At 36.3% G+C, this 22376-nt stretch carries 15 protein-coding genes; 6 read left to right on the top strand and 9 right to left on the bottom strand.

Annotation, left to right across the window (positions count from 1 at the left end):
• Positions 1-9: 9 nt before the first annotated feature.
• From ACFFU9_RS01545 to panC, 7 genes are all read right to left on the bottom strand, one after another.
• Positions 10-465, bottom strand: a complete 456-nt coding sequence (locus ACFFU9_RS01545; RefSeq protein ID WP_379859597.1) for a hypothetical protein — start codon at positions 463-465, stop codon at positions 10-12.
• 114 nt (positions 466-579) lie between these two features.
• A complete protein-coding gene (locus tag ACFFU9_RS01540; RefSeq protein ID WP_379859596.1) occupies positions 580-4317 on the bottom strand; it encodes a DUF8693 domain-containing protein in 3738 nt (1245 codons plus the stop codon).
• Between the two features lie 741 nt (positions 4318-5058).
• Positions 5059-6417, bottom strand: coding sequence for a DNA repair protein RadA (radA, locus tag ACFFU9_RS01535; RefSeq protein WP_379859595.1), 1359 nt, complete (start codon positions 6415-6417; stop codon positions 5059-5061).
• Positions 6418-6467: 50 nt separating this feature from the next.
• Positions 6468-7619 carry an alpha/beta hydrolase gene (locus ACFFU9_RS01530; protein WP_379859594.1) on the bottom strand — a complete coding sequence of 384 codons (1152 nt, stop codon included), beginning with the start codon at positions 7617-7619 and terminating at the stop codon, positions 6468-6470.
• Between the two features lie 86 nt (positions 7620-7705).
• A complete protein-coding gene (locus ACFFU9_RS01525) occupies positions 7706-8656 on the bottom strand; it encodes a lysylphosphatidylglycerol synthase transmembrane domain-containing protein (protein WP_379859593.1) in 951 nt (316 codons plus the stop codon).
• 25 nt (positions 8657-8681) lie between these two features.
• Entirely contained in the window at positions 8682-9032 is a 351-nt protein-coding gene (gene panD, locus ACFFU9_RS01520) for an aspartate 1-decarboxylase (protein WP_379859592.1), read from the bottom strand.
• Between the two features lie 13 nt (positions 9033-9045).
• Positions 9046-9894 carry a pantoate--beta-alanine ligase gene (panC, locus tag ACFFU9_RS01515; RefSeq protein ID WP_379859591.1) on the bottom strand — a complete coding sequence of 283 codons (849 nt, stop codon included), beginning with the start codon at positions 9892-9894 and terminating at the stop codon, positions 9046-9048.
• Between the two features lie 119 nt (positions 9895-10013).
• Here panC and ACFFU9_RS01510 point away from each other — a divergent pair, with 119 nt between their 5' ends.
• The 6 genes from ACFFU9_RS01510 (at position 10014) to ACFFU9_RS01485 (ending at position 19392) form a co-directional block, all read left to right on the top strand.
• A complete protein-coding gene (locus ACFFU9_RS01510; RefSeq protein WP_379859590.1) occupies positions 10014-10823 on the top strand; it encodes a glycogen/starch synthase in 810 nt (269 codons plus the stop codon).
• 27 nt (positions 10824-10850) lie between these two features.
• The gene (gene bamH, locus ACFFU9_RS01505; RefSeq protein ID WP_379859589.1) at positions 10851-12479 is read left to right on the top strand and encodes a BamH family beta-barrel-assembly machinery protein; all 1629 of its coding nucleotides are present in this window, start codon (positions 10851-10853) and stop codon (positions 12477-12479) included.
• A gap of 6 nt (positions 12480-12485) precedes the next feature.
• The gene (glmS, locus tag ACFFU9_RS01500; RefSeq protein ID WP_379859588.1) at positions 12486-14333 is read left to right on the top strand and encodes a glutamine--fructose-6-phosphate transaminase (isomerizing); all 1848 of its coding nucleotides are present in this window, start codon (positions 12486-12488) and stop codon (positions 14331-14333) included.
• 200 nt (positions 14334-14533) lie between these two features.
• Positions 14534-17341, top strand: a complete 2808-nt coding sequence (locus tag ACFFU9_RS01495; RefSeq protein WP_379859587.1) for a TonB-dependent receptor — start codon at positions 14534-14536, stop codon at positions 17339-17341.
• A 166-nt stretch (positions 17342-17507) separates the two neighbouring features.
• Positions 17508-19016, top strand: coding sequence for a F0F1 ATP synthase subunit beta (gene atpD, locus ACFFU9_RS01490; protein ID WP_379859586.1), 1509 nt, complete (start codon positions 17508-17510; stop codon positions 19014-19016).
• Between the two features lie 82 nt (positions 19017-19098).
• Positions 19099-19392 carry a F0F1 ATP synthase subunit delta/epsilon gene (locus ACFFU9_RS01485; protein WP_379859585.1) on the top strand — a complete coding sequence of 98 codons (294 nt, stop codon included), beginning with the start codon at positions 19099-19101 and terminating at the stop codon, positions 19390-19392.
• 66 nt (positions 19393-19458) lie between these two features.
• Here ACFFU9_RS01485 and ACFFU9_RS01480 read toward each other — a convergent pair whose 3' ends face one another.
• Together ACFFU9_RS01480 and ACFFU9_RS01475 are read right to left on the bottom strand one after the other, a co-directional pair.
• Positions 19459-19899, bottom strand: coding sequence for a LexA family protein (locus tag ACFFU9_RS01480; protein WP_379859584.1), 441 nt, complete (start codon positions 19897-19899; stop codon positions 19459-19461).
• Positions 19900-19998: 99 nt separating this feature from the next.
• Positions 19999-22185, bottom strand: coding sequence for a TonB-dependent receptor (locus tag ACFFU9_RS01475; RefSeq protein WP_379859583.1), 2187 nt, complete (start codon positions 22183-22185; stop codon positions 19999-20001).
• Positions 22186-22376: the final 191 nt, after the last annotated feature.

The raw sequence follows: 22376 nt of genomic DNA, 5'->3' as shown, positions 1-22376 counted from the left end.
AGCTGAATTTTATTTACTAATTTTCTTAAAATCCTTCTGAAACATTTTAGCCTTATTCAAAAGGATTTTTCCGTATGCGGCATCGACCTCCGATTCATTTATAATTTTTCCTTTTGAAATGTATAATTTTTTAAGCGATGCACTAGCGGTTTCCGAAGTGATAAAAATCAATTGTTTATTCTTAAAATAGAAGTTTTCGACCACAACCTTATCGGTGGTTTCTATGTTCTTTATACGAAATAGATTATTATGCGTATTATAATAATATTCTAAAACATATTGTCCTGTGTCTGTAACCCCAGAAACATCTGTTAAAACACCGTTCACACGTGTCGTCTCTAAATCGTTATTCGCATCAATACCTGCCACGTAGTCGTTAGCCGCTCTAACCTTCTCGGCTAATGGTATTTTTGTTGCACACGAGCAGAAGGTAACTAACAGTATAAAAATCATTATTTGCTTCATAATTTATAGCGTTTAAAAACACATTCCAGAATATCACTTTAAAACTAGAATGCGAAATAATTATTCGGCTATTTTAATGAATTTTAATTCGCTTTTAGCGCTGTAATACAAAAATTAATGCACCATTAACTTTTTAGTAATAACTTGGTTGTCGCTTGTTACAAAATGAGCCAGATATGCCCCCGTAACCATATGAGGCAATTGCAAACCTTGACCTAAATCCTCTACGGATACATTTCTAAATTCTTGCACACTTTGCCCCAACATATTTATAATACTCAGTTTACTTACAGGCGTTTTTAATTGGTGCACAAATAGCATATGGGAATCATTCTGAACATACACAAAACATTCAGAATTCTTTGAGGAATAGACCCCTAACATCTCTGATCCTGATTGAAATACCAGCTCAAACCTTTCGTTAAACCTACCAGACCCTGAACTAAATCGATATGCATTCTTACTTGTTAAATCAAAGTAATCTCCCGTAAGATTATCTTTTAAATAAATTTCTTGTGAGCCCTCTAAATATTCCGTTTCAGAAATTTTAATTTCAAAACTATAATCTCCAGACGACATGAAATTTAAGGGAACCACTTTATTTGCACTAATAGGGCCATATGCCTGTATGCTCAAATCTCTTCCATCCAAACTCAAGCTAAAGCCACTACCATTCAGCTCTGTGGCTTCGGCTTCATAACCATAATCAAAAGCATCTGTAGTTAGATCACTAAAACCTAAAAGCACTTCTGATCTTGTTTCTGGACCTGTTACCGAATTAAACTCTAAGCGTATTTTTTGCATGTGGCCTTGCTCATTATCGCCTTTTAATTCCGCACTCTTACTCTTTATGTTGTTAGATTTAAAAAATGAAGCACCTTTAGCGTAGCTTCCATCTGCATCTGATTCTTTACTAAAAACCCGTTGACTGTTATTAAAAACTATCATCCCACTAGCAATAACCTCAACCATAAACCCTTGCCCAACTGCCAAATATCTAGAAGGCGTAAATGTTCCTACTTCAGTTCCTTTAACATCACCATAAAAACCCACAAACTGACAAGCTCTAACTGCTCCCGTTTTAGTTATTTGTGCATACCCCCCTTCATAAGCTCCTAAATTATGGGAATCTCCACCCCATTGTTGCCACACATATAAAGGGCCCTTAAGAACAGCGGCATTATCATCAATAAACTCATGAACATCTAAAGCCGACGGGTAAGGATTTCCTAAAAGAAAATCCGTTTTCGAAGCGCCTAATACAGCTTCTATTAAAATCGTCCCATTATTTGGTTTTCCTTCAAAAATATAATGTTGTTCTGCATCGGCACTTCCAGTTCCTTTTTGGGTATAACCCATACCCGGACTTAACGGTTCGGTTTCCGCATGACGCGCCCAACCCCAATAACTCAGCTGGTTTTTATAAGTATTTATCCAAAATTTACTGATTTTTCCATTTTCATGATAGGCAGATGTAAATTGAAAAGGAACTCCTAAGCCATCTTTTAACATCTCCAACTTAAACGGAGTATTATTGATGTTATGGCTTGCACTATTATTATCGGTTAAACGACTTTCACCTAAGCCTCCAACAGGCGAACTCCAATAATTAAACCTATATTTATTTGATGTCCCTTCTTGGCGCCTTAAAATTTTACCAGTACCAGATGTCACCAAATCGCTAGTAACGGTTTGAATTAACTGAGAATCACCTAACAAGTTTAGGGTTCCATTCAATTCCAAATACCCACTATTTTTTATTTCATGATCCCCGTTTAAGGTAAACGTTTTGTCTTCATCAATTATCAAACCTAAATTTGTATGCGAGTGGGATGAAGTAATATTATGTTTAATGTGTACGATACTCCAATCTTTATTAGCATCAGCATCTATAATATCCCATTCGGCACCATACTGCCAAGTTCTCTCATTTAGCCACTCCCCATCACTAGCAGAGACATACGGCATGGGCGCGGCTTGACTTTCTATAGCTGAAATATTGCGCAGGGCAAGATTATGCCCATTCCCAGAGGCATCGGTTGTGATGGAGTTTGAAATATTTGTCATGGGGTAGTACGCTTGCAAGTTACCCCAAGATACTGTTGCCCCTGTAGTCTCATCTAATATGTTTTTAGGTATTAGCGCCCCCTGTACATATCCTTCATTCTCTTTAATTTCTTGATATACCATATGCTTCAGTTGCCCATCGGTTAATGCCGTATTGAACACCCGAACCTCATCGATATTTCCTCTAAAATAACTAGAACCAGCATTGCTGCCTGAATCTCTGCCAACCCTAAAATATTTTTGAGAAAGCTCGTGAGAGCTACCGTCCCAATTTTCAGTTAAAAGCCCTGATTTCAACCTACCATTGGTCTTTGTATTTAACAACTCGCCATTAAGATAAATTTTTACAGATTTTGAATCCGAATCGAAAACGCCTGCAAGATGATACCATCGGTCATTTAACAATGTAATTTTAGGAGAAGGTCTTACAGATATAGCCTCAGGACTCTCACTGGAAGCTGTTATAGAATTTTGGGTAAAAACTGAGAACACCGGGTTTCTGTTTTTTGCAATGTACAACTTCACCGTTTCCTGTCCTGCAATAGCATGAATTTGAGATAGATTACCCGTATGGTCACTCTCTATTTTCACCCAAGCCATAAGGGTTGCAGCACTCCAATCTGTAACAAAAGGAGCTGTTTCCAAATAATCCTCCACGCCATCAAAAACAATACTAGAGCTAGCATTCGAGTCAATCCCTGAGGTGAGGTTAACACTATAATCCTCTATTTCTCCGGGACTATGACCAAAAAAACACGCCCTATAGGCACCACTCCCCGTTCTTAACGCAATTCGCATTCTAGACAACCCAACTTCTGCAGTAGTCGGAATAGGGATATTAATGGGCACATGTATGATTTTTTTGTTATTATAACCTGTATTCACAACATCTATTGCATCAAAAACAAAACGTTCTGTATCTTCCTTAAAATTATCATGTGTACTTTCATTAAAGTTCACCCAAACAACAACTTTATTCATAGTGGTATTGTCCCCATTTACAACAACACTTACAGTTCCTGTAAGCGCTTCGCCAATAGCAGCATCTGTCACATCGGTAGACGTGTAATCTGTATATCCTCCCGTATCCCCTAAAGTTGTTTTATTAATAGCCCCAATAGAAACATTCGAAATGTAGTATATGCCATAGTGATTGATTTCGGTTGGCTCACAATACTCGGCCTGATAATCCCCTATTATAGGGTCTGGAACGGAAGACGCTTCTGTGGTAAGATTGATTTTATAATCTTCAACTTCTCCACCGGCGTACTTATAGCTACAAGAGTTGAAGTCACTACCTGTACCCGACCTTACACCAATACGCATTCTTGAAACCCCCAAATGTGCAGCATTAGGTATAGGTAAACTTATGGGCACATCTACTGTCTTTAAACCACTTTGATAAAAATCATCTTTAAAAGTAAACAGAAAACGTTCTCCATTATCTTCGAAATCATTATCTACAGATCTATTAAAATTTATCCAAACAACCAACGTATTAGCCCCCTCATTCCACCCATTCATAGTTACACTAATAACACCATCAATACTCTCACCAATCTTAATTTTTGTTTCAGGCAAAGCAGAATAATATTCATAACGTCCAGTGGCACCAGGCGTCTTATTACTAATATTACCAATTCTAACTTTAGATATATAAATTATATTTGATTCTTGTATATGCAATGGTTCGCAATATTGACCATAAAGGCTTGCTGAGCAAAGATTACTAAAAATAAAAATTACCATAACCCTATAATACTGGGCAATATTTTTGACGTTCATAAACTAAGCCTTTTCACTTTAATGGATAATTTTATAGAATCTGTACTTCTGATTCACAAAATTAAAACGCCGCAATATTATGAATAAATTATAGACTTACCTTACATAAATATAATTATTTCCGTTCAAATACAAATAAACAAGACAAGATGCATAGTGATGCTGTGTAAATCATCACGAACTAAAGCGCCATAGCTTTTTAAATCTGATTTAAGTTCACAAACGAAACTTGACTAGCAAAATACACATCCATACGTACCGTTATTTAATTTTCCATAAAGTTCCAAATAGTTCTTGGATCATCCTATCAGCAGTATGGCCCATACTTTCTAAGTAAAACATTATCATTCAAAAATGATAATTCTTAATATTTATTTCGAAATTCCGGAAATTCCTTCGTGATAGTCCTGACCCCCCTCCTTCTAACCCCATTAGAAAATCGCTTATGCTCTGCAAAGGTCAATATTCTAAATGCAAGCATAATATTTCTTCAAAACCCGCACACCCACTTAAAGGGCTGAACATCTATATCTACTGCTCCAGACTATATTACACATCAACCTTGAGACTGCATGGTTATTTATGCTTTGCCATAACACAAAACAAAGATGTTTTTTTTTTAAAATTAAAACGAACCACCTAAAAGCATATCGTTTTGACTGTTTTGAAGACAAAAAATTCGAGAAAGAGAAAAGAGAACATGTCTCAAGAGAAAAATAAATAAATAAAAAAACCTCGTATTTAAACCACAAACGCCACTAAATCTTCCATTTTAGAAATCAATTGTATTTTGATAGCTGTATTCTTTAATGAAATTTTATTGTATTTAGATACAAAAATAGTTGAGAACCCTAGCTTTTCAGCTTCTAATATACGCTGTTCTACACGTTGTACAGGACGGATCTCCCCAGATAAGCCTACCTCGGCTGCAAAGCAAAAATCTTTTTGCAGAGCGACATCTTCATTAGAAGACAAAATAGCGGCAACAACGGCCAAATCTATGGCAGGATCATCTACCGTAATACCACCTGTAATATTTAAAAACACATCTTTAGCCCCTAAACGGAAGCCTGCACGTTTTTCTAAAACGGCCAAAAGCATGTTTAATCTTTTAGCGTTAAATCCTGTGGCACTTCTTTGAGGTGTGCCATAAACAGCAGTGCTTACCAAAGCCTGCACCTCAATCATTAAAGGGCGCATGCCCTCAAGTGTTGCAGCGATGGCATTGCCAGATAATTCTTCGTCTTTTTTAGTAATTAAAATCTCTGATGGATTGGAAACTTCCCTTAAGCCAGACCCTTGCATTTCGTAAATACCCAGCTCATTAGTGGATCCAAATCTATTTTTATGTGCTCTTAAAATTCTAAACACATGGTTGCGGTCGCCTTCAAACTGCAAAACGGTATCGACCATATGCTCCAAAATCTTTGGCCCTGCAATATTACCGTCTTTCGTAATATGACCAATTAGAAGCACGGGCGTTCCGGTTTCTTTAGCAAATTTAATAAGTTCTGTTGTACATTCTTTTATTTGAGAAATACTTCCAGAAGACGACTCAATATAATCGCTATGCAACGTTTGAATAGAATCTATAATAACGATATCTGGTTCTAAAGTTTCTATTTGCTTAAATATGTTTTGGGTTTTGGTCTCGGTTAGGATATAACAATTATTATTATCAGGATAAATACGTTCTGCACGCATTTTAATTTGCTTTTGACTTTCCTCTCCAGAAACATATAAGGTTTTATAGGGCAATTTTAATGAGATTTGAAGCAACAAAGTGCTTTTCCCAATCCCGGGCTCCCCTCCTAACAAGATTAAAGATCCAGGCACAATTCCTCCACCCAAAACCCTATTGAACTCGCCGTCAAAAGTGTCCATCCGAGCTTCTTTGGTGTTATCGATCTCTTTTATAAGCAAGGGCCTTGAAACCCTTTTAGAAGGAGATGTGGGCAATTTCCAATCCCTTTTTTCTGTTTTCTGGATAACCTCTTCAACAAGGGTATTCCATTCTTTACAGGCAGTACATTGCCCTTGCCATTTAGAATATTGATTGCCGCAACTCTGACAAAAAAAAGTGGTTTTAACTTTTGACATAATATTTACTCATGTAACCAGAATAACTATTGAGCTATTCATTCTTAATGTTAATATCCGAAATCGGTTTTAATGGCATTTGCCCTGTTCATCAATTCATCTTTTGTAATACCTCCAATTTCAGATAAAATAAAAGCAGATTGATAGGTTCGCATCGCTTTTTTAGGATTCCCTGTTTGTTCGTAAAAACGGCCTATATAATAATTGCCCAAGATAGTATTTGGATAACTTTTTCGCCCCATCTTCCCTAGCTGCTCATAATATTCAAACTGTTCTGTTTTCTCTATAGCAGCTGCAATGGCCTTGAAATCGTTCACAAGGATGTCTTTTTCTATGCCAAATAGATCATAAATCATTTTATATTTTTCTTCCAAATACACCACAGGCGAACCTTCTAATTTCAAAATAACATCTCTATACTCTGAAACACTAATGGGTTGATATACATTAAAAATACTTTCTAAAGCACGAGGCATAACATGGGCAGGCAAGGAATAGTGAGACGGTTCGTTAAAGGCATCATACTTATAGACAAGGTTTTTATTATCCACACCACTCATTCTGCCGTGCAACTTTTCTGCATCGTCTAAAATTTCTTTTGAATCCTTTTTAGTGGTAGCTAAATAATAAAAGGATTTAGACGCTAGCGTGCTTAACCTTTCTGGAACATAATCAATTGTTTTAGGCGCTAATTCTGGACTAATAACCACATAAGCTTGAAATACGGGCTGGTCTTTAAGCAAAAAATAGTTTATAAAATTAGCGGTTTCTCCATGGCCAACGGCAACTTTAAAATACGCAGTTCTGTAATTTTTTTCCATAAACGGAATAAGCTCCATCCCTATAAACTCAAAAAAACGAGCCCCTGTTTCTGTAGGCAATCCGTTTTGCTCAGAATACATAGAATCCTCAAAACGCTTATCCAATTGATTTACACCAACCACTATAGCATTAGGCATGTCTTCCCAATACGAATAATAATCTACATTTCCTGCAACAGCCTCAAACATATAATCCCCATCAAAAACCACAAACAAAGGATACTTTTTATTTGGGTTATCATTATAGCCTCTAGGCAGTTGGATTTTAAGCTCCCGTATTTCGCCCATTTTCAAAGACTCAATAGGCTTATAGATAACCTGAGCCTTTACGGTATTAAGAAACAAACACAAGAACAATAAGGATAATATATTTTTTTTCATTTGAAAGATAGTTTGGGGTGTATTATCGCACAAGGTAATAAATTAATGCAATGTTTAAAACAAAGCATTTGAAAATGCTAAAAATCTTATTCACGATTTTCCGAAATCCTTTTTCTATTATAAATAGGAAGAAAAATAAAAGAGAGGGTTCCAAAAACAAAAATCATAAGCGTCTGAGAGGCCCATATAATCCAACCAAAAGCATAGCTGGCATCTTTAGGCAACCCGTATAAAAGAAAAGCCCCTAATACCGCTGCCGGATAGAAAAAAACACCTCCATTTGTGGCTGCTATGGTAAAACTTGCCGCAATAAAAGCAACAATTACAGCTCCTACAGAAGCAGCTTGCAGTTCATCTAAAGCAAACGTAGTAACATAAAACATAAGGATATACATGGCCCAAATAAAAAGAGTGTGAAAAATAAAGGCCCATTTATTTTTCATTTTAAACACACTTAAAAGCCCTTCTGCCAGTCCGTTTAAAAACGTCCTGATTTTTAGTGCTATTTTAGAGGTGCTTTTTTTTATATAAAGAAACAAAACACCAAAAAGCACTATAACAAAAATACCCGCAAGCACTAACTTTATAGGTTGGAATGCGTTTTTAAGCAATTCGTAGATAAATTCAAATTGGAAAATTAACGTAAAAACAATAATGCCAAGCATTACAATAAGATCTGCGATACGCTCTGCCACAATGGTGCCAAATCCTTTTTCGAAAGGAACATTTTCGTAATTAGTAAGCGCCGCTGCACGAAGCACCTCTCCCGATCTTGGAATCCCATAATTAGCTAAATACGTTACAAAAACCGCCATAATACTATTGGGGAATTTCACTTTGTATCCCATGGGCTCCAACAAAAACTTCCACCTATAAGCTCTTGACAAATGGCTTAGGAGACCAAAAAAGACTCCAAATAAAATGTATGAATAATCTGCACTTTTAAAATAAGGGAGTATGGTCGCTATAGGTATTTTTGAAAACATAAACCATCCAAAAAACCCAGCTAACATGAGTGGGATTAGGATTTTAAGCACTTTTTTTTTAGAAGAGCTCAACAGTTTATTTTAAAAGATTAGTCGTCTCATCGGGAAAAACCAAAGCGGGTTTAAACACTTTTGCTTCCTCTATATCCATAAAGGCATAAGTAATCAATATCAAGATATCACCTACCGCAACTTTTCTTGCAGCCGCACCGTTAAGGGTTATTTCTCCAGTATTTCTCGGGCCTGGAATACAATACGTTTCTAAGCGCTCACCGTTATTGTTGTTTACAATTTGGACTTTTTCGCCTTGAATCATATTAGCTGCCTCCATTAAATCTTCGTCAATGGTAATGCTTCCAATGTAGTTAAGTTCCGCACCGGTGCATTTTACTCTGTGAATTTTAGATTTTACGACTTGTATTTGCATGGCACAAAGATAATTAATTTAGAGCTATGTTATCTATTAATCTAATATCATCGGCATATACCGCAATAAACGCACGATATGCTTTCTTATTAGATTTTCGTTTTACTATTTTTAAGGTGTCTTCATCTGCAATAATAAAATACTCCATTTTCAACAGAGGATGATTTGCAAATTGAGCATGGACCCACACCGTTACTTCATTTGCACTTTTTGTGCCAAACTGCGCTTTGGCCGCTTTTAAAATTTCGAAAATAAAAGGTGCTGCTTTTTTATAATCTGGTTTTAATCGAACATTACGAGAACTCATTGCCAAACCATTGGACTCCCTATAAATAGGACAACCTACGATGGTTACAGGTATCTTTTTTTTATCGACCAGTTTTTTTATAATTTGCAATTGCTGAAAATCCTTTTCGCCAAAATAAGCGTTATCGGGTCTTATTATTTCAAAAAAACGTTTTATTATCGTGCCAACCCCATCAAAATGGCCATCCCTGAATCGCCCTTCCATTTCGAACTCTAAACCATCGAAATCGAACTTCTCAGCCTTAACTTTGTCAGCATAAACAGCCTCCACTGTAGGTGCATACACCACTATACTTGAAGAAAGTTTTTCCAATAATCGCACATCTTCATCTAATACCCTAGGATATTTTTCCAAATCCTCAAGATTATTAAACTGCGTGGGATTTACAAAAACACTCACAATTACCTTATCATTATTTGCCAATGCATTCTCCACTAACGCCAAGTGCCCCTGATGTAACGCGCCCATGGTTGGAACAAAACCGATACTTAATCCGCGTTCCTTAAAAGATGTTACAACCTTTTCAACTTCTACTTTTTCTGAATAAACCCCCACAATCTAATTAAAAATTAAGGATGCAAACTTAAGATTTTTACTGCGAATCTGCATAAAATTTTGTATTTTTGCATGTTTTTTATTTTGAATTTCTCAAAAAGAACACCTAAAACAATCATATGAAAGATAAGAGGATATTATATGTATCATCTGAGGTAGTACCTTATTTGCCCGAGACGGAAATTTCTTCCATGTCTTTTGAAGCTCCAAGATTAGTGAATCAACAAGGCGGCCAAATAAGGATATTCATGCCGAGATACGGAAATATTAATGAGCGGAGACATCAATTGCACGAAGTAATCAGGCTTTCTGGAATCAACTTGGTAATCAACGACCTGGACATGCCTTTAATTATAAAAGTCGCATCTATTCCAAAAGAACGTATTCAAGTTTACTTTATTGATAATGACGAATACTTTAAAAGAAAAGGCACAATAAAAGATAAACAGGGCGTTTTATTCCCAGATAACGATGAACGTGCCATATTTTTTGCTAAAGGCGTAGTTGAAACTGTTAAAAAATTAAATTGGGCTCCAGATGTCATTCATGTACACGGTTGGTTAGCGGCGCTTTTACCTATTTACTTGAAAGAATACTATAAAGACGAGCCGTTATTTAACGCTAGCAAAATAATTACATCTGTATACAATCAAAGTTTTAACAATACGTTAAATGAAGATATGCATAATAAAATTAAATTTGACAACATAAATGACGAGGCTATAAAAGTTTTAGAGACGCCTTCTTATACGAATTTAATGAAAGTTGCTATTGATTATTCTGACGCGTTAATTATAGGTTCTGAAGATATTCCTGAAGAATTGGAAGCCTATATGAAAAACACTAAAAAACCTGTTCTAGAGCATAAAAGCAAAGACGAATTTGGAGAGGCTTACACGTCGTTTATTAATTCTCAAGTACTGATTTAAACCCATTTTGTGTTCATCATCAAAATTATGAAAAAAACATTCAAAGCCTTTTTACCAACTTGCCTCATTTTATTTATCGCCTTTTCTATAATGGGATGCGATAAAGATTTTAGCATCCTTGAAAGCGATGTTATTGGCGAAAACAACACCAATTTTGAAACGCCAGACAAAACTATTGCTGTTAGTGCTTACAATAAAAAACTAGACTCGGTTCAAATAAGCAACTTGGCCTCAAGCCTTTTGGGCGTTTATCACGATCCGCTTTATGGACAAACCACCGCTAGTATTGTTGCGCAATTAACTCCAGCAAGTTTTAATCCAGATTTTGGCATTAAACCTGCTATAGATTCTGTGGTATTAAAAATTCCTTATTATAGCAAAGTTACAGGTACAAATTTAGAAAGCGGTAAAACACCGTATGCTTTAGATTCCATATTTGGCAACCCAGAAGCACCCTTTAAATTATCGATTTACCAGAACAAATACTTTTTAAGAGATTTTAATCCAAGTGAAGGATTTGAAACGCAACAACGCTATTACTCCAATGCCAATAATGCTGATAAAACCATCAACTCTGCACTTACAGAGACTTCTGTGATTGACTTCGATTCGCAAAAAGGAGCTTTAATTTTTACAGATAACAACCTGGTTCCTAGCAACAAACAAATACGATTAACGTATACAGATTCTACAAAAACTCCTGAATTTTTGGAGCCATCGCTTAGGCTAAAATTAGATACTACGATATGGCATACAGAAATTATTAAAAAACAGGGGACCAACGTTTTAAGTAACACTAATAATTTTTTAAATCATTTTAGAGGGCTATATCTTAAAGTAGAACCTATTGCGAACGATGGCAGCATGGTTCTATTGAACCTAGCCAGCAGCGACGCTAATGTAGTTATTTACTACTCTAAAGACGTTTCTGCTACAGATGCCACCAGAACCCAAGGCACGTACACGCTTAATTTTACAGCAAACAAACTGAATACGTTTGTAAACGACCTTAACTTAGTAACACTAAGCAATGGCAATAAAGCTACTGGAGACCAGAAACTGTACTTAAAAAATGCTGCATCTATGGCCATTGTCGATTTATTCGGGAATGAAGATTTAGATAAAAACGGGGTGCCCGATCAACTAGAAGCCTTACGGGAAGAGTTTAAAGATGGTGAATATCAAGACCGATTGATCAATGAGGCACAATTGATTTTTTACGAAGACATAACATCGCCAGAAAGCACTCATGAATATGATAGAATCTATGCTTATGATGTTAATAACAATGCCCCTCTTATCGATTATACCTTTGATGAAACCACTAATACAAATAACCCTATTAGTTCAAAGTTTTTTCATTTAGGCACACGAATAGAACAAGAAACAGGAGTCTGGAAATACAAAATACGGATTACAGAACACTTAAATAATCTTATTTTTAAAGATTCTACAAACACCAAAATAGGACTCGTACTTTCAAACAATGTTAATTATACTAATAATGCATTGATTTTAAATAGTAACGATGGTGTAACATCTATTCCCGCAGCATCTGTAATAAGTCCTAGAGGAACCATTTTATCAGGAAGCAATGAAGCCGTTAATGCAGATAGGCGCATGCTCCTAAAATTATTTTTTACTAAATCAAAATAAAATACTATGTGTGGAATTGTTGGATATTTAGGCCCCAGAGAAGCCTACCCCATCATTATTGAAGGTCTTAGAAGACTGGAATATAGAGGCTATGATAGTGCAGGTATTGCATTATTTGACGGTGAAAACCTCAAAATCTCTAAAACAAAAGGAAAGGTCGCCGACCTAGAAGCGCTTGCAGATAAAGAAATTACAAAAAACGGGAACGTAGGTATCGGTCATACCCGATGGGCTACCCATGGAGTTCCTAACGATGTGAATTCACATCCACATCTTTCCAATTCAGGAGAGCTTGTAATGATTCATAATGGTATTATAGAAAATTATGAAACCCTAAAACAAGAATTAATATCAAAAGGATATGTATTCCATTCAGATACCGATACAGAAGTATTGGTAAATTTAATAGAGTATGTAAAAAAACAAGAGAATATAAAATTAGGTAAAGCTGTACAAATTGCGCTTAATCAAGTTATAGGTGCTTATGCTATTGCTGTTTTTGATAAAACGAAACCAGAAGAAATTGTAATTGCCCGCTTGGGAAGCCCACTGGCCGTTGGTATTGGAGAAGATGAATTCTTTATAGCGAGCGATGCCTCTCCGTTCTTAGAATATACTAAAAATGCTATCTATTTAGAAGATGAAGAAATGGCTATTATTAGATTCCATAAAGGGATTAAAATAAGAAAAATAAAAGATGACTCTTTAGTTGCACCATATATTCAAGAGCTTCAAATGAATTTAGAGCAAATTGAAAAAGGAGGTTTTGACCATTTCATGCTGAAGGAAATCTATGAGCAGCCAAAAGCCATTACCGATACATACAGAGGAAGATTATTGAGAAACGAAGCGATTATAAAAATGGCTGGCGTAGAGGATAACATGAAAAAATTCCTCAATGCCAACCGTATAATTATAGTGGCCTGTGGCACCTCGTGGCATGCTGGTCTTGTTGCCGAATATATTTTCGAAGACCTTGCCAGAATACCTGTTGAAGTAGAATATGCTTCTGAATTTAGATATAGAAATCCGGTAATTACTGAAAACGATGTTATAATCGCCATTTCTCAATCTGGTGAAACCGCCGACACTTTAGCTGCCATAAAACTTGCTAAGTCTAAAGGCGCTTTTGTTTTTGGAGTTTGCAATGTTGTAGGATCGTCTATTTCTAGAGAAACACACGCTGGCGCCTATACACATGCGGGTCCAGAGATAGGTGTGGCCTCTACAAAAGCGTTTACAACGCAGATTACTGTTTTAACTTTAATTGCTCTTAGATTAGCAAGAGCAAAAGGCAGCATTAGCAGTTCCGACTTCCGTAAGCATTTACTAGAACTGGAACTCATTCCTAAAAAAGTTGAAAAAGCATTAGAATCTAATGATCATATCAAAAAAATTGCTGAGATATATAAAGATTCTCGCAATTGTTTATACTTAGGAAGAGGCTATAATTTCCCTGTAGCTTTAGAAGGTGCATTAAAACTTAAAGAGATTTCGTATATACATGCAGAAGGATATCCTGCTGCAGAAATGAAACACGGCCCTATTGCGCTTATTGATGAGAATATGCCCGTAATTGTAATAGCCACAAAAAAAGGGCATTATGAAAAAGTAGTAAGTAATATTCAAGAAATCAAGTCTCGAAAAGGAAAAATAATTGGAATTGTTACCGAAGGCGACACTCAAGTGAGAGCTTTAGCAGACCATGTTATCGAAGTTCCTGAAACGGAAGAGTCTTTATCTCCACTATTAACAACTATTCCATTACAGTTGTTATCATATCATATAGCGGTATTATTAGACAAAAACGTAGACCAACCACGTAACCTGGCAAAATCAGTTACCGTGGAATAAATTAAAACTTATCACCAAGTGTAAAGCAGGCTCAATTCGTAATAGATTGAGCCTGCTTTTTTTTACATATTTTTTTAGCTAAACACCAATGACTTACAACTTAAACCTGTTGCTTTAAAAAACAGCCACTCACAATTTTATTGGAATAAAGGATTAATCTTTTTATATTGTTAAAATAAACTTAAAATAACTATAACTATATGAAAGCAATTTTAACTTTTTTACTAGTGTTGGTTTGTAGCGCTTCGTATTCACAAACAACACTATCAGGTTTTGTGAAAGACCCACAAAATGAACCCATTCCTGGAGTAAATATTATTATTATAGGAACAAACTCTGGTACTATTACAGACTTTGATGGCAAATTTACAATTACAGCCAAAACCTTACCTCTTAAAATTCAAGCGAGTAGTGTAGGCTATGGATCAGTTACTGAAACGATTTCTTCTGCTAATCAAAATATCAATATTATATTAAGAGAAGGCACGTCTTTAGATGAAGTTGTGATTTCCGCTTCCAGAACCCCCGAAAGCATAAGGGAGTCCCCTGTAACTATAGAAAGGTTTGACTCTCGAGATGTCAAGTTTTCTGCTACTCCAAATTTCTATACGAGCTTAGAAAATTTAAAAGGCGTAGATGTTAATCGAGGTAGCTTAACGTTTAACTCAATAAACACAAGGGGATTTGCTACTTTCAATAATTTTAGGTTTGTACAATTAGTGGACGGTATGGACAATGCTTCTCCAGCACTAAATTTTGTAATGGGCAACCTTGTTGGCATTAACGAACTAGACGTTAACAGTGTAGAGTTGTTGCCGGGTGCATCTTCGGCATTATATGGTGCCAATGCTTTTAATGGGATTTTATTTATGACTAGTAAAAACCCTTTTGAACATGAAGGGATAAGCGCCTACTACAAACAAGGTATTACCTCTCAAAAAGCTGCGGGCGACAATACGTTTAGAGATTTTGGTATACGTGCTGCCCATAAGTTTAGCGATAAGTTTGCTGCAAAAGCAACCTTCTCATATTTAAAAGGAACCGATTGGTATGCTACTGATAATAACCAATACGACATTGCTGCTCCTGGCCAAGCGGATGGCATTACAGCATTTCGATCTAACCCAGCCCACAATGGTTTAAATATTTATGGCGACGAAGTGAACTTAGATGCTTTAGACCTTAACCTAAAGCAGGTCGCACAAAGTCTAGAACAAGGAGGATTAATCCCTCCTGGAGCTAGCGCATTGGTACCCGAAGACAATGTGGCCAGAACAGGTTACAATGAAGCAGATTTAACGGATTATAACGCAGAGAGTGTAAAAGCAGATTTTGCATTACATTACAAACCCACTGGTGATAATCTTGAAATTATCTGGAACTCCAGAATCGGTAGAGGCAATACAATCTATCAAGGTGCAAACAGATATCAGTTAGAAAACTTTTTAATGCAACAGCACCGATTTGAAATTAGAAATGACGATTTCTTTTTCCGAGCTTATACCACAGGTGAAACTGCGGGCGACTCCTATGATATGTTTTTCACAGGTGTTAACATGAATAAAGTAGGTGCAGAGCAATGGTTTGGAACTTATGCAGGTGCCTATGTACAGGGCGCCGGACAAGTGGCCGGTGGCGGTGGCAATCCATTTGACCCTGTCGTTCAGGAGCAACTGCATCAAGCAGCAAGGGAAACAGCAGACCAATTGGTTACCATCCAACCAGGAACTCCAGAATTTGAAGCTCTTTTTAACAAAGTTACGTCTGATCCTGATGTAAATTCTGGGTCTAGATTTGTTGATAATTCAAATCTTTATGTTGCAGAAGGAAATTACAACTTCAGTAAGCTATTAAACAATGCATTAGACTTGCAAGTAGGCGGCTCTTACAGGCAATACGCCTTAAACTCTGCTGGTACTATTTTTACAGATTATGATAATCCTATAAAATACAATGAATATGGTGGCTATGTCCAGGGTATTAAAAAACTCATGGATGATCGTTTAAAAATAACAGCCTCTTTGCGTTACGATAAAAATGAATTGTTTGATGCCAATATCTCTCCAAGGGTTTCTTTAGGATATTCTGCAGGCCAAAATAAAGAACATAACTTTAGAGCATCTTTCCAAACCGGGTTTAGAAATCCACATACGCAATCACTTTTTATCGGTTTAAACGTTGGTAGAGCTATTTTGGCAGGAGCATCCCCTTCTAATTTAGATAGAAAGTTACCCAATACCACATTAACAGCTAGAGATGCTTATTTTAATGCTTACACCTTAACATCTCTATTAGAGTTTAGCGCCAGTGGCGGGACTTCTGCATTAAAACCTGTAGGAGGTACTGGGGCTACCCCCCTAGTAAAGCCAGAAGAAGTTACAGCTTTCGATATAGGCTACCGTGGTAAAATAGGCCCCATTACCGTAGATTTTAACACATATTATAACATTTATAACGATTTCCTAGCAGAAAAAATAGTTGCTACACCTAAAACAGGCTCTGTAAACGACATGTCTGGTGTAGCAGCAGTAGCCACCGGAAATGTGCAACTTTTTAGCACCTATACCAACTCTTCAGCAGATGTGAGCTCCTATGGTGCGGTTATAGGGATGTCTACCAAAGTAGCCCAAAATTTCAATGTAAGTGCGAGTTACAACTATTCAAAATTAGATTTTGACCAAGCCTCCGATCCAGATTTTAGCGCAGGATTTAACACACCAGAACACAAGGTAAAAGTGTCGTTAGGCAATACAAACCTATATAATAATTTAGGGTTTAATATTAATGCCAGATGGAGCGATGATTACTTATGGCAAGCCAGTATGGCAAATGCCATAATTCCTTCCAGAACGGTAGTAGATGCCCAGTTAAACTACACGGTAGCATCTTTAAAATCCATGTTTAAAATAGGGGCAGCAAATTTAGGAGGAAAAGAATACCAAAGTGCAGTAGGCACAGGGTTTATTGGCCAACAATATTATATTTCTTGGTCGATTAATAACTTATAAATTCAAACTTAAAAAAAATCTAAAACGTCTTGAGCTTCAAGACGTTTTTTTATTACAAAAAACCTTTAGAAACAACATTATTTTTAAATTAAAAAAATTATCTTTGCACGCGAAAACATATACTGTTTTCACACAATTAAATCGCATAATATTAAACATATAAGTAATGGTTAAGGTTACAGGTAAGGTTGCACAAATAGTAGGCCCAGTTATCGATGTTGAATTCGCTGCTGGTTCAGAACTTCCGAAAATTTATGATTCATTAGAAATTAAGAGAGCAGATGGCTCTTTATTGGTGCTAGAAGTACAATCTCATATTGGAGAGGACACTGTTAGAACCATAGCCATGGACTCATCTGATGGTTTAAGTAGAGGGACAGAAGTGCACGCCACAGGAGCCCCTATACAAATGCCCATTGGTGAAGATGTTTATGGTCGTTTATTTAATGTTATTGGAGATGCTATTGATGGTCTTGGAAATTTACCTAAAGCTGGAGAAGCAGGGTTACCGATTCACCGTCAAGCACCAAAATTTGAAGACCTTTCCACTTCTACCGAAGTCTTGTTTACAGGAATTAAAGTTATCGATTTGATTGAGCCTTATGCAAAAGGTGGTAAAATTGGCTTATTTGGTGGTGCTGGTGTTGGTAAAACTGTATTGATTCAAGAACTGATCAACAATATTGCAAAAGGCCATGGTGGACTTTCTGTGTTTGCTGGTGTTGGAGAACGTACACGTGAAGGGAATGATTTGCTTAGAGAGATGCTAGAATCTGGAATTATCCGTTATGGTGATGATTTTATGCATTCTATGGAAGCTGGCGGATGGGATTTATCTAAAGTTGATAAATCTAAAATGAAAGAATCAAAAGCTACTTTCGTATTCGGACAAATGAATGAGCCTCCTGGAGCTCGTGCTCGTGTGGCATTATCTGGTTTAACAATTGCTGAATATTTCCGTGATGGTGCTGGTGAAGGACAAGGAAAAGATGTTCTTTTCTTCGTAGATAATATTTTCCGTTTCACACAAGCCGGTTCTGAGGTGTCGGCACTACTTGGTCGTATGCCTTCTGCGGTAGGGTACCAACCAACATTGGCTACTGAAATGGGTGCCATGCAAGAGCGTATTACCTCTACAAAAAGAGGTTCTATTACATCTGTACAAGCCGTTTATGTACCTGCGGATGATTTAACGGACCCTGCTCCGGCAACAACTTTCGCGCATTTAGATGCTACTACAGTATTATCTCGTAAAATCGCTGAATTAGGAATATATCCTGCAGTAGACCCGTTAGACTCTACTTCAAGAATTTTAACTGCCGATATTTTAGGAAAGGACCATTATGCATGTGCGCAGCGCGTAAAAGAGTTATTACAACGTTATAAAGAATTACAAGATATTATTGCTATTCTTGGTATGGAAGAACTATCTGAAGAAGACAAGTTAGCTGTGGGTAGAGCAAGACGTGTACAACGTTTCTTATCACAACCCTTCCACGTGGCAGAACAGTTTACAGGTATACCAGGTGTTTTAGTTGATATTAAAGAAACTATAAAAGGCTTTAACATGATTATGGATGGGGAATTAGATCACCTACCAGAAGCTGCGTTTAACCTTAAAGGAACCATTGAAGAAGCTATTGAGGCTGGAGATAAAATGCTAGCGGAAGCGTAATATTAATTTAGAATTAGACGCTCAGAATGGTAATCAATTAATTTGTTCTGAATAGATAATTCATAATTCATAATTAAAAAATATGTATTTAGAAATTGTATCACCTGAGGCTACTTTATTCAGTTCAGAAATAGATTCTGTAACCGTACCAGGCGCAAATGGAGAGTTTCAAATGTTGGAAAATCACGCTGCCATTGTCGCTGTTTTAACAGAAGGAACGATTAAAATCCATACGCATACCAAAAGCCATTTGGTTTTTGATTCTTTACATTCAGAAGTTGTTCCTCATTCTGATGACAACAAGATTTTTACCTTAAAAATCAATTCTGGAACGCTTGAAATGAAAGACAATAGAGCGATTATTCTGGTCGATTAATTTATAATTTTCATTATACACTTAAAACGCGAAGCAAGTCTTCGCGTTTTTTTATGCCTAAAACACTCAAACTTTCTTGATCACATTGGTTACAATACCCCAAATAAGAAAATCATTATCTTCTGTAATTTTTATTATGGGATAATTTGGATTTTCCGGCTGTAACCAAATTTCATTTTGATCTACTCTTAAACGTTTTACCGTAAACTCACCATCCAAAAAACAAACCGCTATTTTGTTATTGGCAGGCTCAAGCTTTCTATCGATTACCAATAAATCATTATCATCTAAACCTGCTCCAATCATCGATTGTCCATTTACACGAGCGTAAAACGTGGTTTCCTTATTTTTAATAAGTTCTTTATCTAAAGAGAGGTGTTGTGTATTAAAATCTTCAGCAGGAGAAGGAAATCCTGCAGAAATACCTGTATCAAAAAAAACAGCCTCAAAACCTGTGGCTTCTTGAGGCGTAAAAAATGTTAAGCTATTTGTTTCTAGTCGTATCATAATTCCTGAAAATAAAAGAAGAATCTCTTTCGCTATAAAGTTACTAAAGATTCTTCATTCTTTACAAAAAACTAAGACTTATAAAAAAAGTGTCTTATATTAAAATTTCAATGTAACTCCTAATAAAAAGTTAGCTGTGGCTTGTGGATAATATCCCGAATAATAACCTGTGGTTGTCCCGGTTGCACTAGATGGGTCGCTATAATCATAAGCGCCAAAAAATCCATTAGAAACATATTCTTTGTTAAATATATTATTGGCCAGCGCAGATAAAAGAATAGATTTAAAAATCTTTTTAGGAGTAATAACATAATTGATATTAAGATCACTTACAAAGTAATCTGCCAATTTCGAGTCTTTATTATCGGTATTCCCCATATACTGTTCACCTACATACTTACTTAAAAGCGATAATTGTAAATTAGCAATAGGATGAAAATTTAATGCATTACCAACCACCACCTCGGGTGAGAAAGCGATATTGGTAGCACCTAGATCTACCACTTCTCCATTTAGAGAAGCATTAAAACTACGGTGCTTATTACTGCTCAAGGCAACGTTAGTTACCGTATTAAACATTTCAGAAAACTGAATTTGTGCATCTACTTCCAATCCTAATCTGTAACTTTTACCACTAGTCGCCCTAATAGCGCCCCCCACGTCATTTAGCTCACCTGTTAGAACCATTTGGTTCTCGTAAAACATATAATACATATTTGTACTTAAAGCCACTTTGTTAGACGTGTATCGCCAACCTAGTTCAACATCGTTAAGGGTTTCGTTTTCTGTTACGCCCTCTCTAAAATCAGATCGGCTTGGCTCTCTATTAGCTCTAGCGTAAGATGCATAGAAGCTATTAAAATTAGAGTACTTATAAGTAAGCCCCGCCTTAGGATTGAAAAAATTGAAATTAGCATCTGTTATAAACAAATCTCCATCCGAATCGATACCATCCGTTTTATAAGTCACAAAACGCCCCTGTAAATCGATAAAACCAGTAACTTTATCGGCTAATTTAAATGTTGCTTTAGAAAAAACACTAAAATCTTGTTTTTCACCATCTCCATCATAATACAGGTCATTTATATTAGCATTTTGCGCAAATTGTCTTGCCCAGATAACTTCTCCAAAATGTTGCCCAGAATATGTGGTATAAGAAAGTCCGGAAATAAGTTCTAAGGCGTTTTTTTTGTATGTAACATTGGCATTTACCACATAGAAATCATTATCCAGCCAACGCCTTCTAATAACATCTGTAATAGGCTTGTTATCTTCATCTAATCCTGTTGGAACCACAATGCCATTATACAGGTCAATGTCGTCTGTATCTGCTTCATATTGTTCAAAATAACCCTTTCCTTGCGTGTAATTAAGACCTAAATTTGTAGACCAATGCGCATCCAAGCGCTGATTCCAATGTAGTTGATAGTGGTCTTGCCAATAATTATCGGTTTCATTCTCGTACGTATATGGGTTTTGGCGACGGTCTTCCTTAAGTTGTGCCGCTGTAAGACCTCCCCAAGCTTGATAGGTCTGCTCTAGATTTCCAAATGCTAAAGCTTTTATCAACGTTCCTCCATCTTTATAAACCCCTTGTAAAAAATAAGATTTTAAATCTGTAAAAGCTCTATCAACATAACCATCTGAATCAATTTTAGAAAACCGCCCAGACAGTTCAAAATGATCATTTAACAAACCTGTGCTTAACTTCACGGTATGTTTGCGTGTGTTATAACTTCCAAAACTATTGGAAATTTCTGCATATGGTTGTTTAGATATGGCATCGGTAAGCACATTTATACTCGCTCCAAAAGCCCCTGAACCGTTTGTAGAGGTTCCTACCCCTCGCTGTAATTGTAAACTTTCTGTTGACGAAGCAAAATCGCCTAAATTCACCCAAAACGAACCTTGGCTCTCGGGATCATTATACGGAATCCCGTTTATAGTTACATTTACTCGGCTAGCATCGGTACCGCGCACTCGAATACTCGAATACCCAACTCCGGCGCCTGCATCACTAGTGGTTACCACAGAAGGCAAGAAGTTTAATAACATAGGAATATCTTGTCCTAAATTACGTTTTTCTAATGCTTCTTTTGAAATATTAGAATGTGTTATTGGCGAATCTGCGTTTACACGAACGGCATTCACCAAAACCTCATCCAAGGTTTCTATGTATGTAGAATCTTGTTGTTTTTGATTTATTTGAGCAAACACACTTAAAGAAATCAAGAAAAATAGAGTGTTTAAAGGCCATTGCCTGCGAAAAAATGATACATTTTTCATATCGATTAAATAAATATAACCGAATAAAAAGAGGTAATTATTCTGTGTTGTTAATACATTAATTTTTAAAACCCCTCACTTTAATACTAAGCAAAAACTTACAAACAAAGCAAGCCAGTCTTGGGTATTAAAAGGTGATTTTTCTAAATAGCGATTTTCGCTTTTTCCTAAACAGCATTACCTGTTCTAGG

The organism is Mariniflexile ostreae, assembly GCF_042427585.1.
GTDB classification, from domain to species: domain Bacteria; phylum Bacteroidota; class Bacteroidia; order Flavobacteriales; family Flavobacteriaceae; genus Pseudalgibacter; species Pseudalgibacter ostreae.
This window is presented reverse-complemented; position numbering and strand designations above follow the sequence as displayed.

Excerpts from the sequence above, each read along its gene's own strand:
- ACFFU9_RS01545 (WP_379859597.1), bottom strand. The coding sequence starts at position 465 with ATGAAGCAAATAATGATTTTTATACTGTTAGTTACCTTCTGCTCGTGT.
- ACFFU9_RS01540 (WP_379859596.1), bottom strand. The coding sequence starts at position 4,317 with ATGAACGTCAAAAATATTGCCCAGTATTATAGGGTTATGGTAATTTTT.
- radA (WP_379859595.1), bottom strand. The coding sequence starts at position 6,417 with ATGTCAAAAGTTAAAACCACTTTTTTTTGTCAGAGTTGCGGCAATCAA.
- ACFFU9_RS01530 (WP_379859594.1), bottom strand. The coding sequence starts at position 7,619 with ATGAAAAAAAATATATTATCCTTATTGTTCTTGTGTTTGTTTCTTAAT.
- panD (WP_379859592.1), bottom strand. The coding sequence starts at position 9,032 with ATGCAAATACAAGTCGTAAAATCTAAAATTCACAGAGTAAAATGCACC.
- ACFFU9_RS01510 (WP_379859590.1), top strand. The coding sequence starts at position 10,014 with ATGAAAGATAAGAGGATATTATATGTATCATCTGAGGTAGTACCTTAT.
- bamH (WP_379859589.1), top strand. The coding sequence starts at position 10,851 with ATGAAAAAAACATTCAAAGCCTTTTTACCAACTTGCCTCATTTTATTT.
- glmS (WP_379859588.1), top strand. The coding sequence starts at position 12,486 with ATGTGTGGAATTGTTGGATATTTAGGCCCCAGAGAAGCCTACCCCATC.
- ACFFU9_RS01495 (WP_379859587.1), top strand. The coding sequence starts at position 14,534 with ATGAAAGCAATTTTAACTTTTTTACTAGTGTTGGTTTGTAGCGCTTCG.
- atpD (WP_379859586.1), top strand. The coding sequence starts at position 17,508 with ATGGTTAAGGTTACAGGTAAGGTTGCACAAATAGTAGGCCCAGTTATC.
- ACFFU9_RS01485 (WP_379859585.1), top strand. The coding sequence starts at position 19,099 with ATGTATTTAGAAATTGTATCACCTGAGGCTACTTTATTCAGTTCAGAA.
- ACFFU9_RS01480 (WP_379859584.1), bottom strand. The coding sequence starts at position 19,899 with ATGATACGACTAGAAACAAATAGCTTAACATTTTTTACGCCTCAAGAA.
- ACFFU9_RS01475 (WP_379859583.1), bottom strand. The coding sequence starts at position 22,185 with ATGAAAAATGTATCATTTTTTCGCAGGCAATGGCCTTTAAACACTCTA.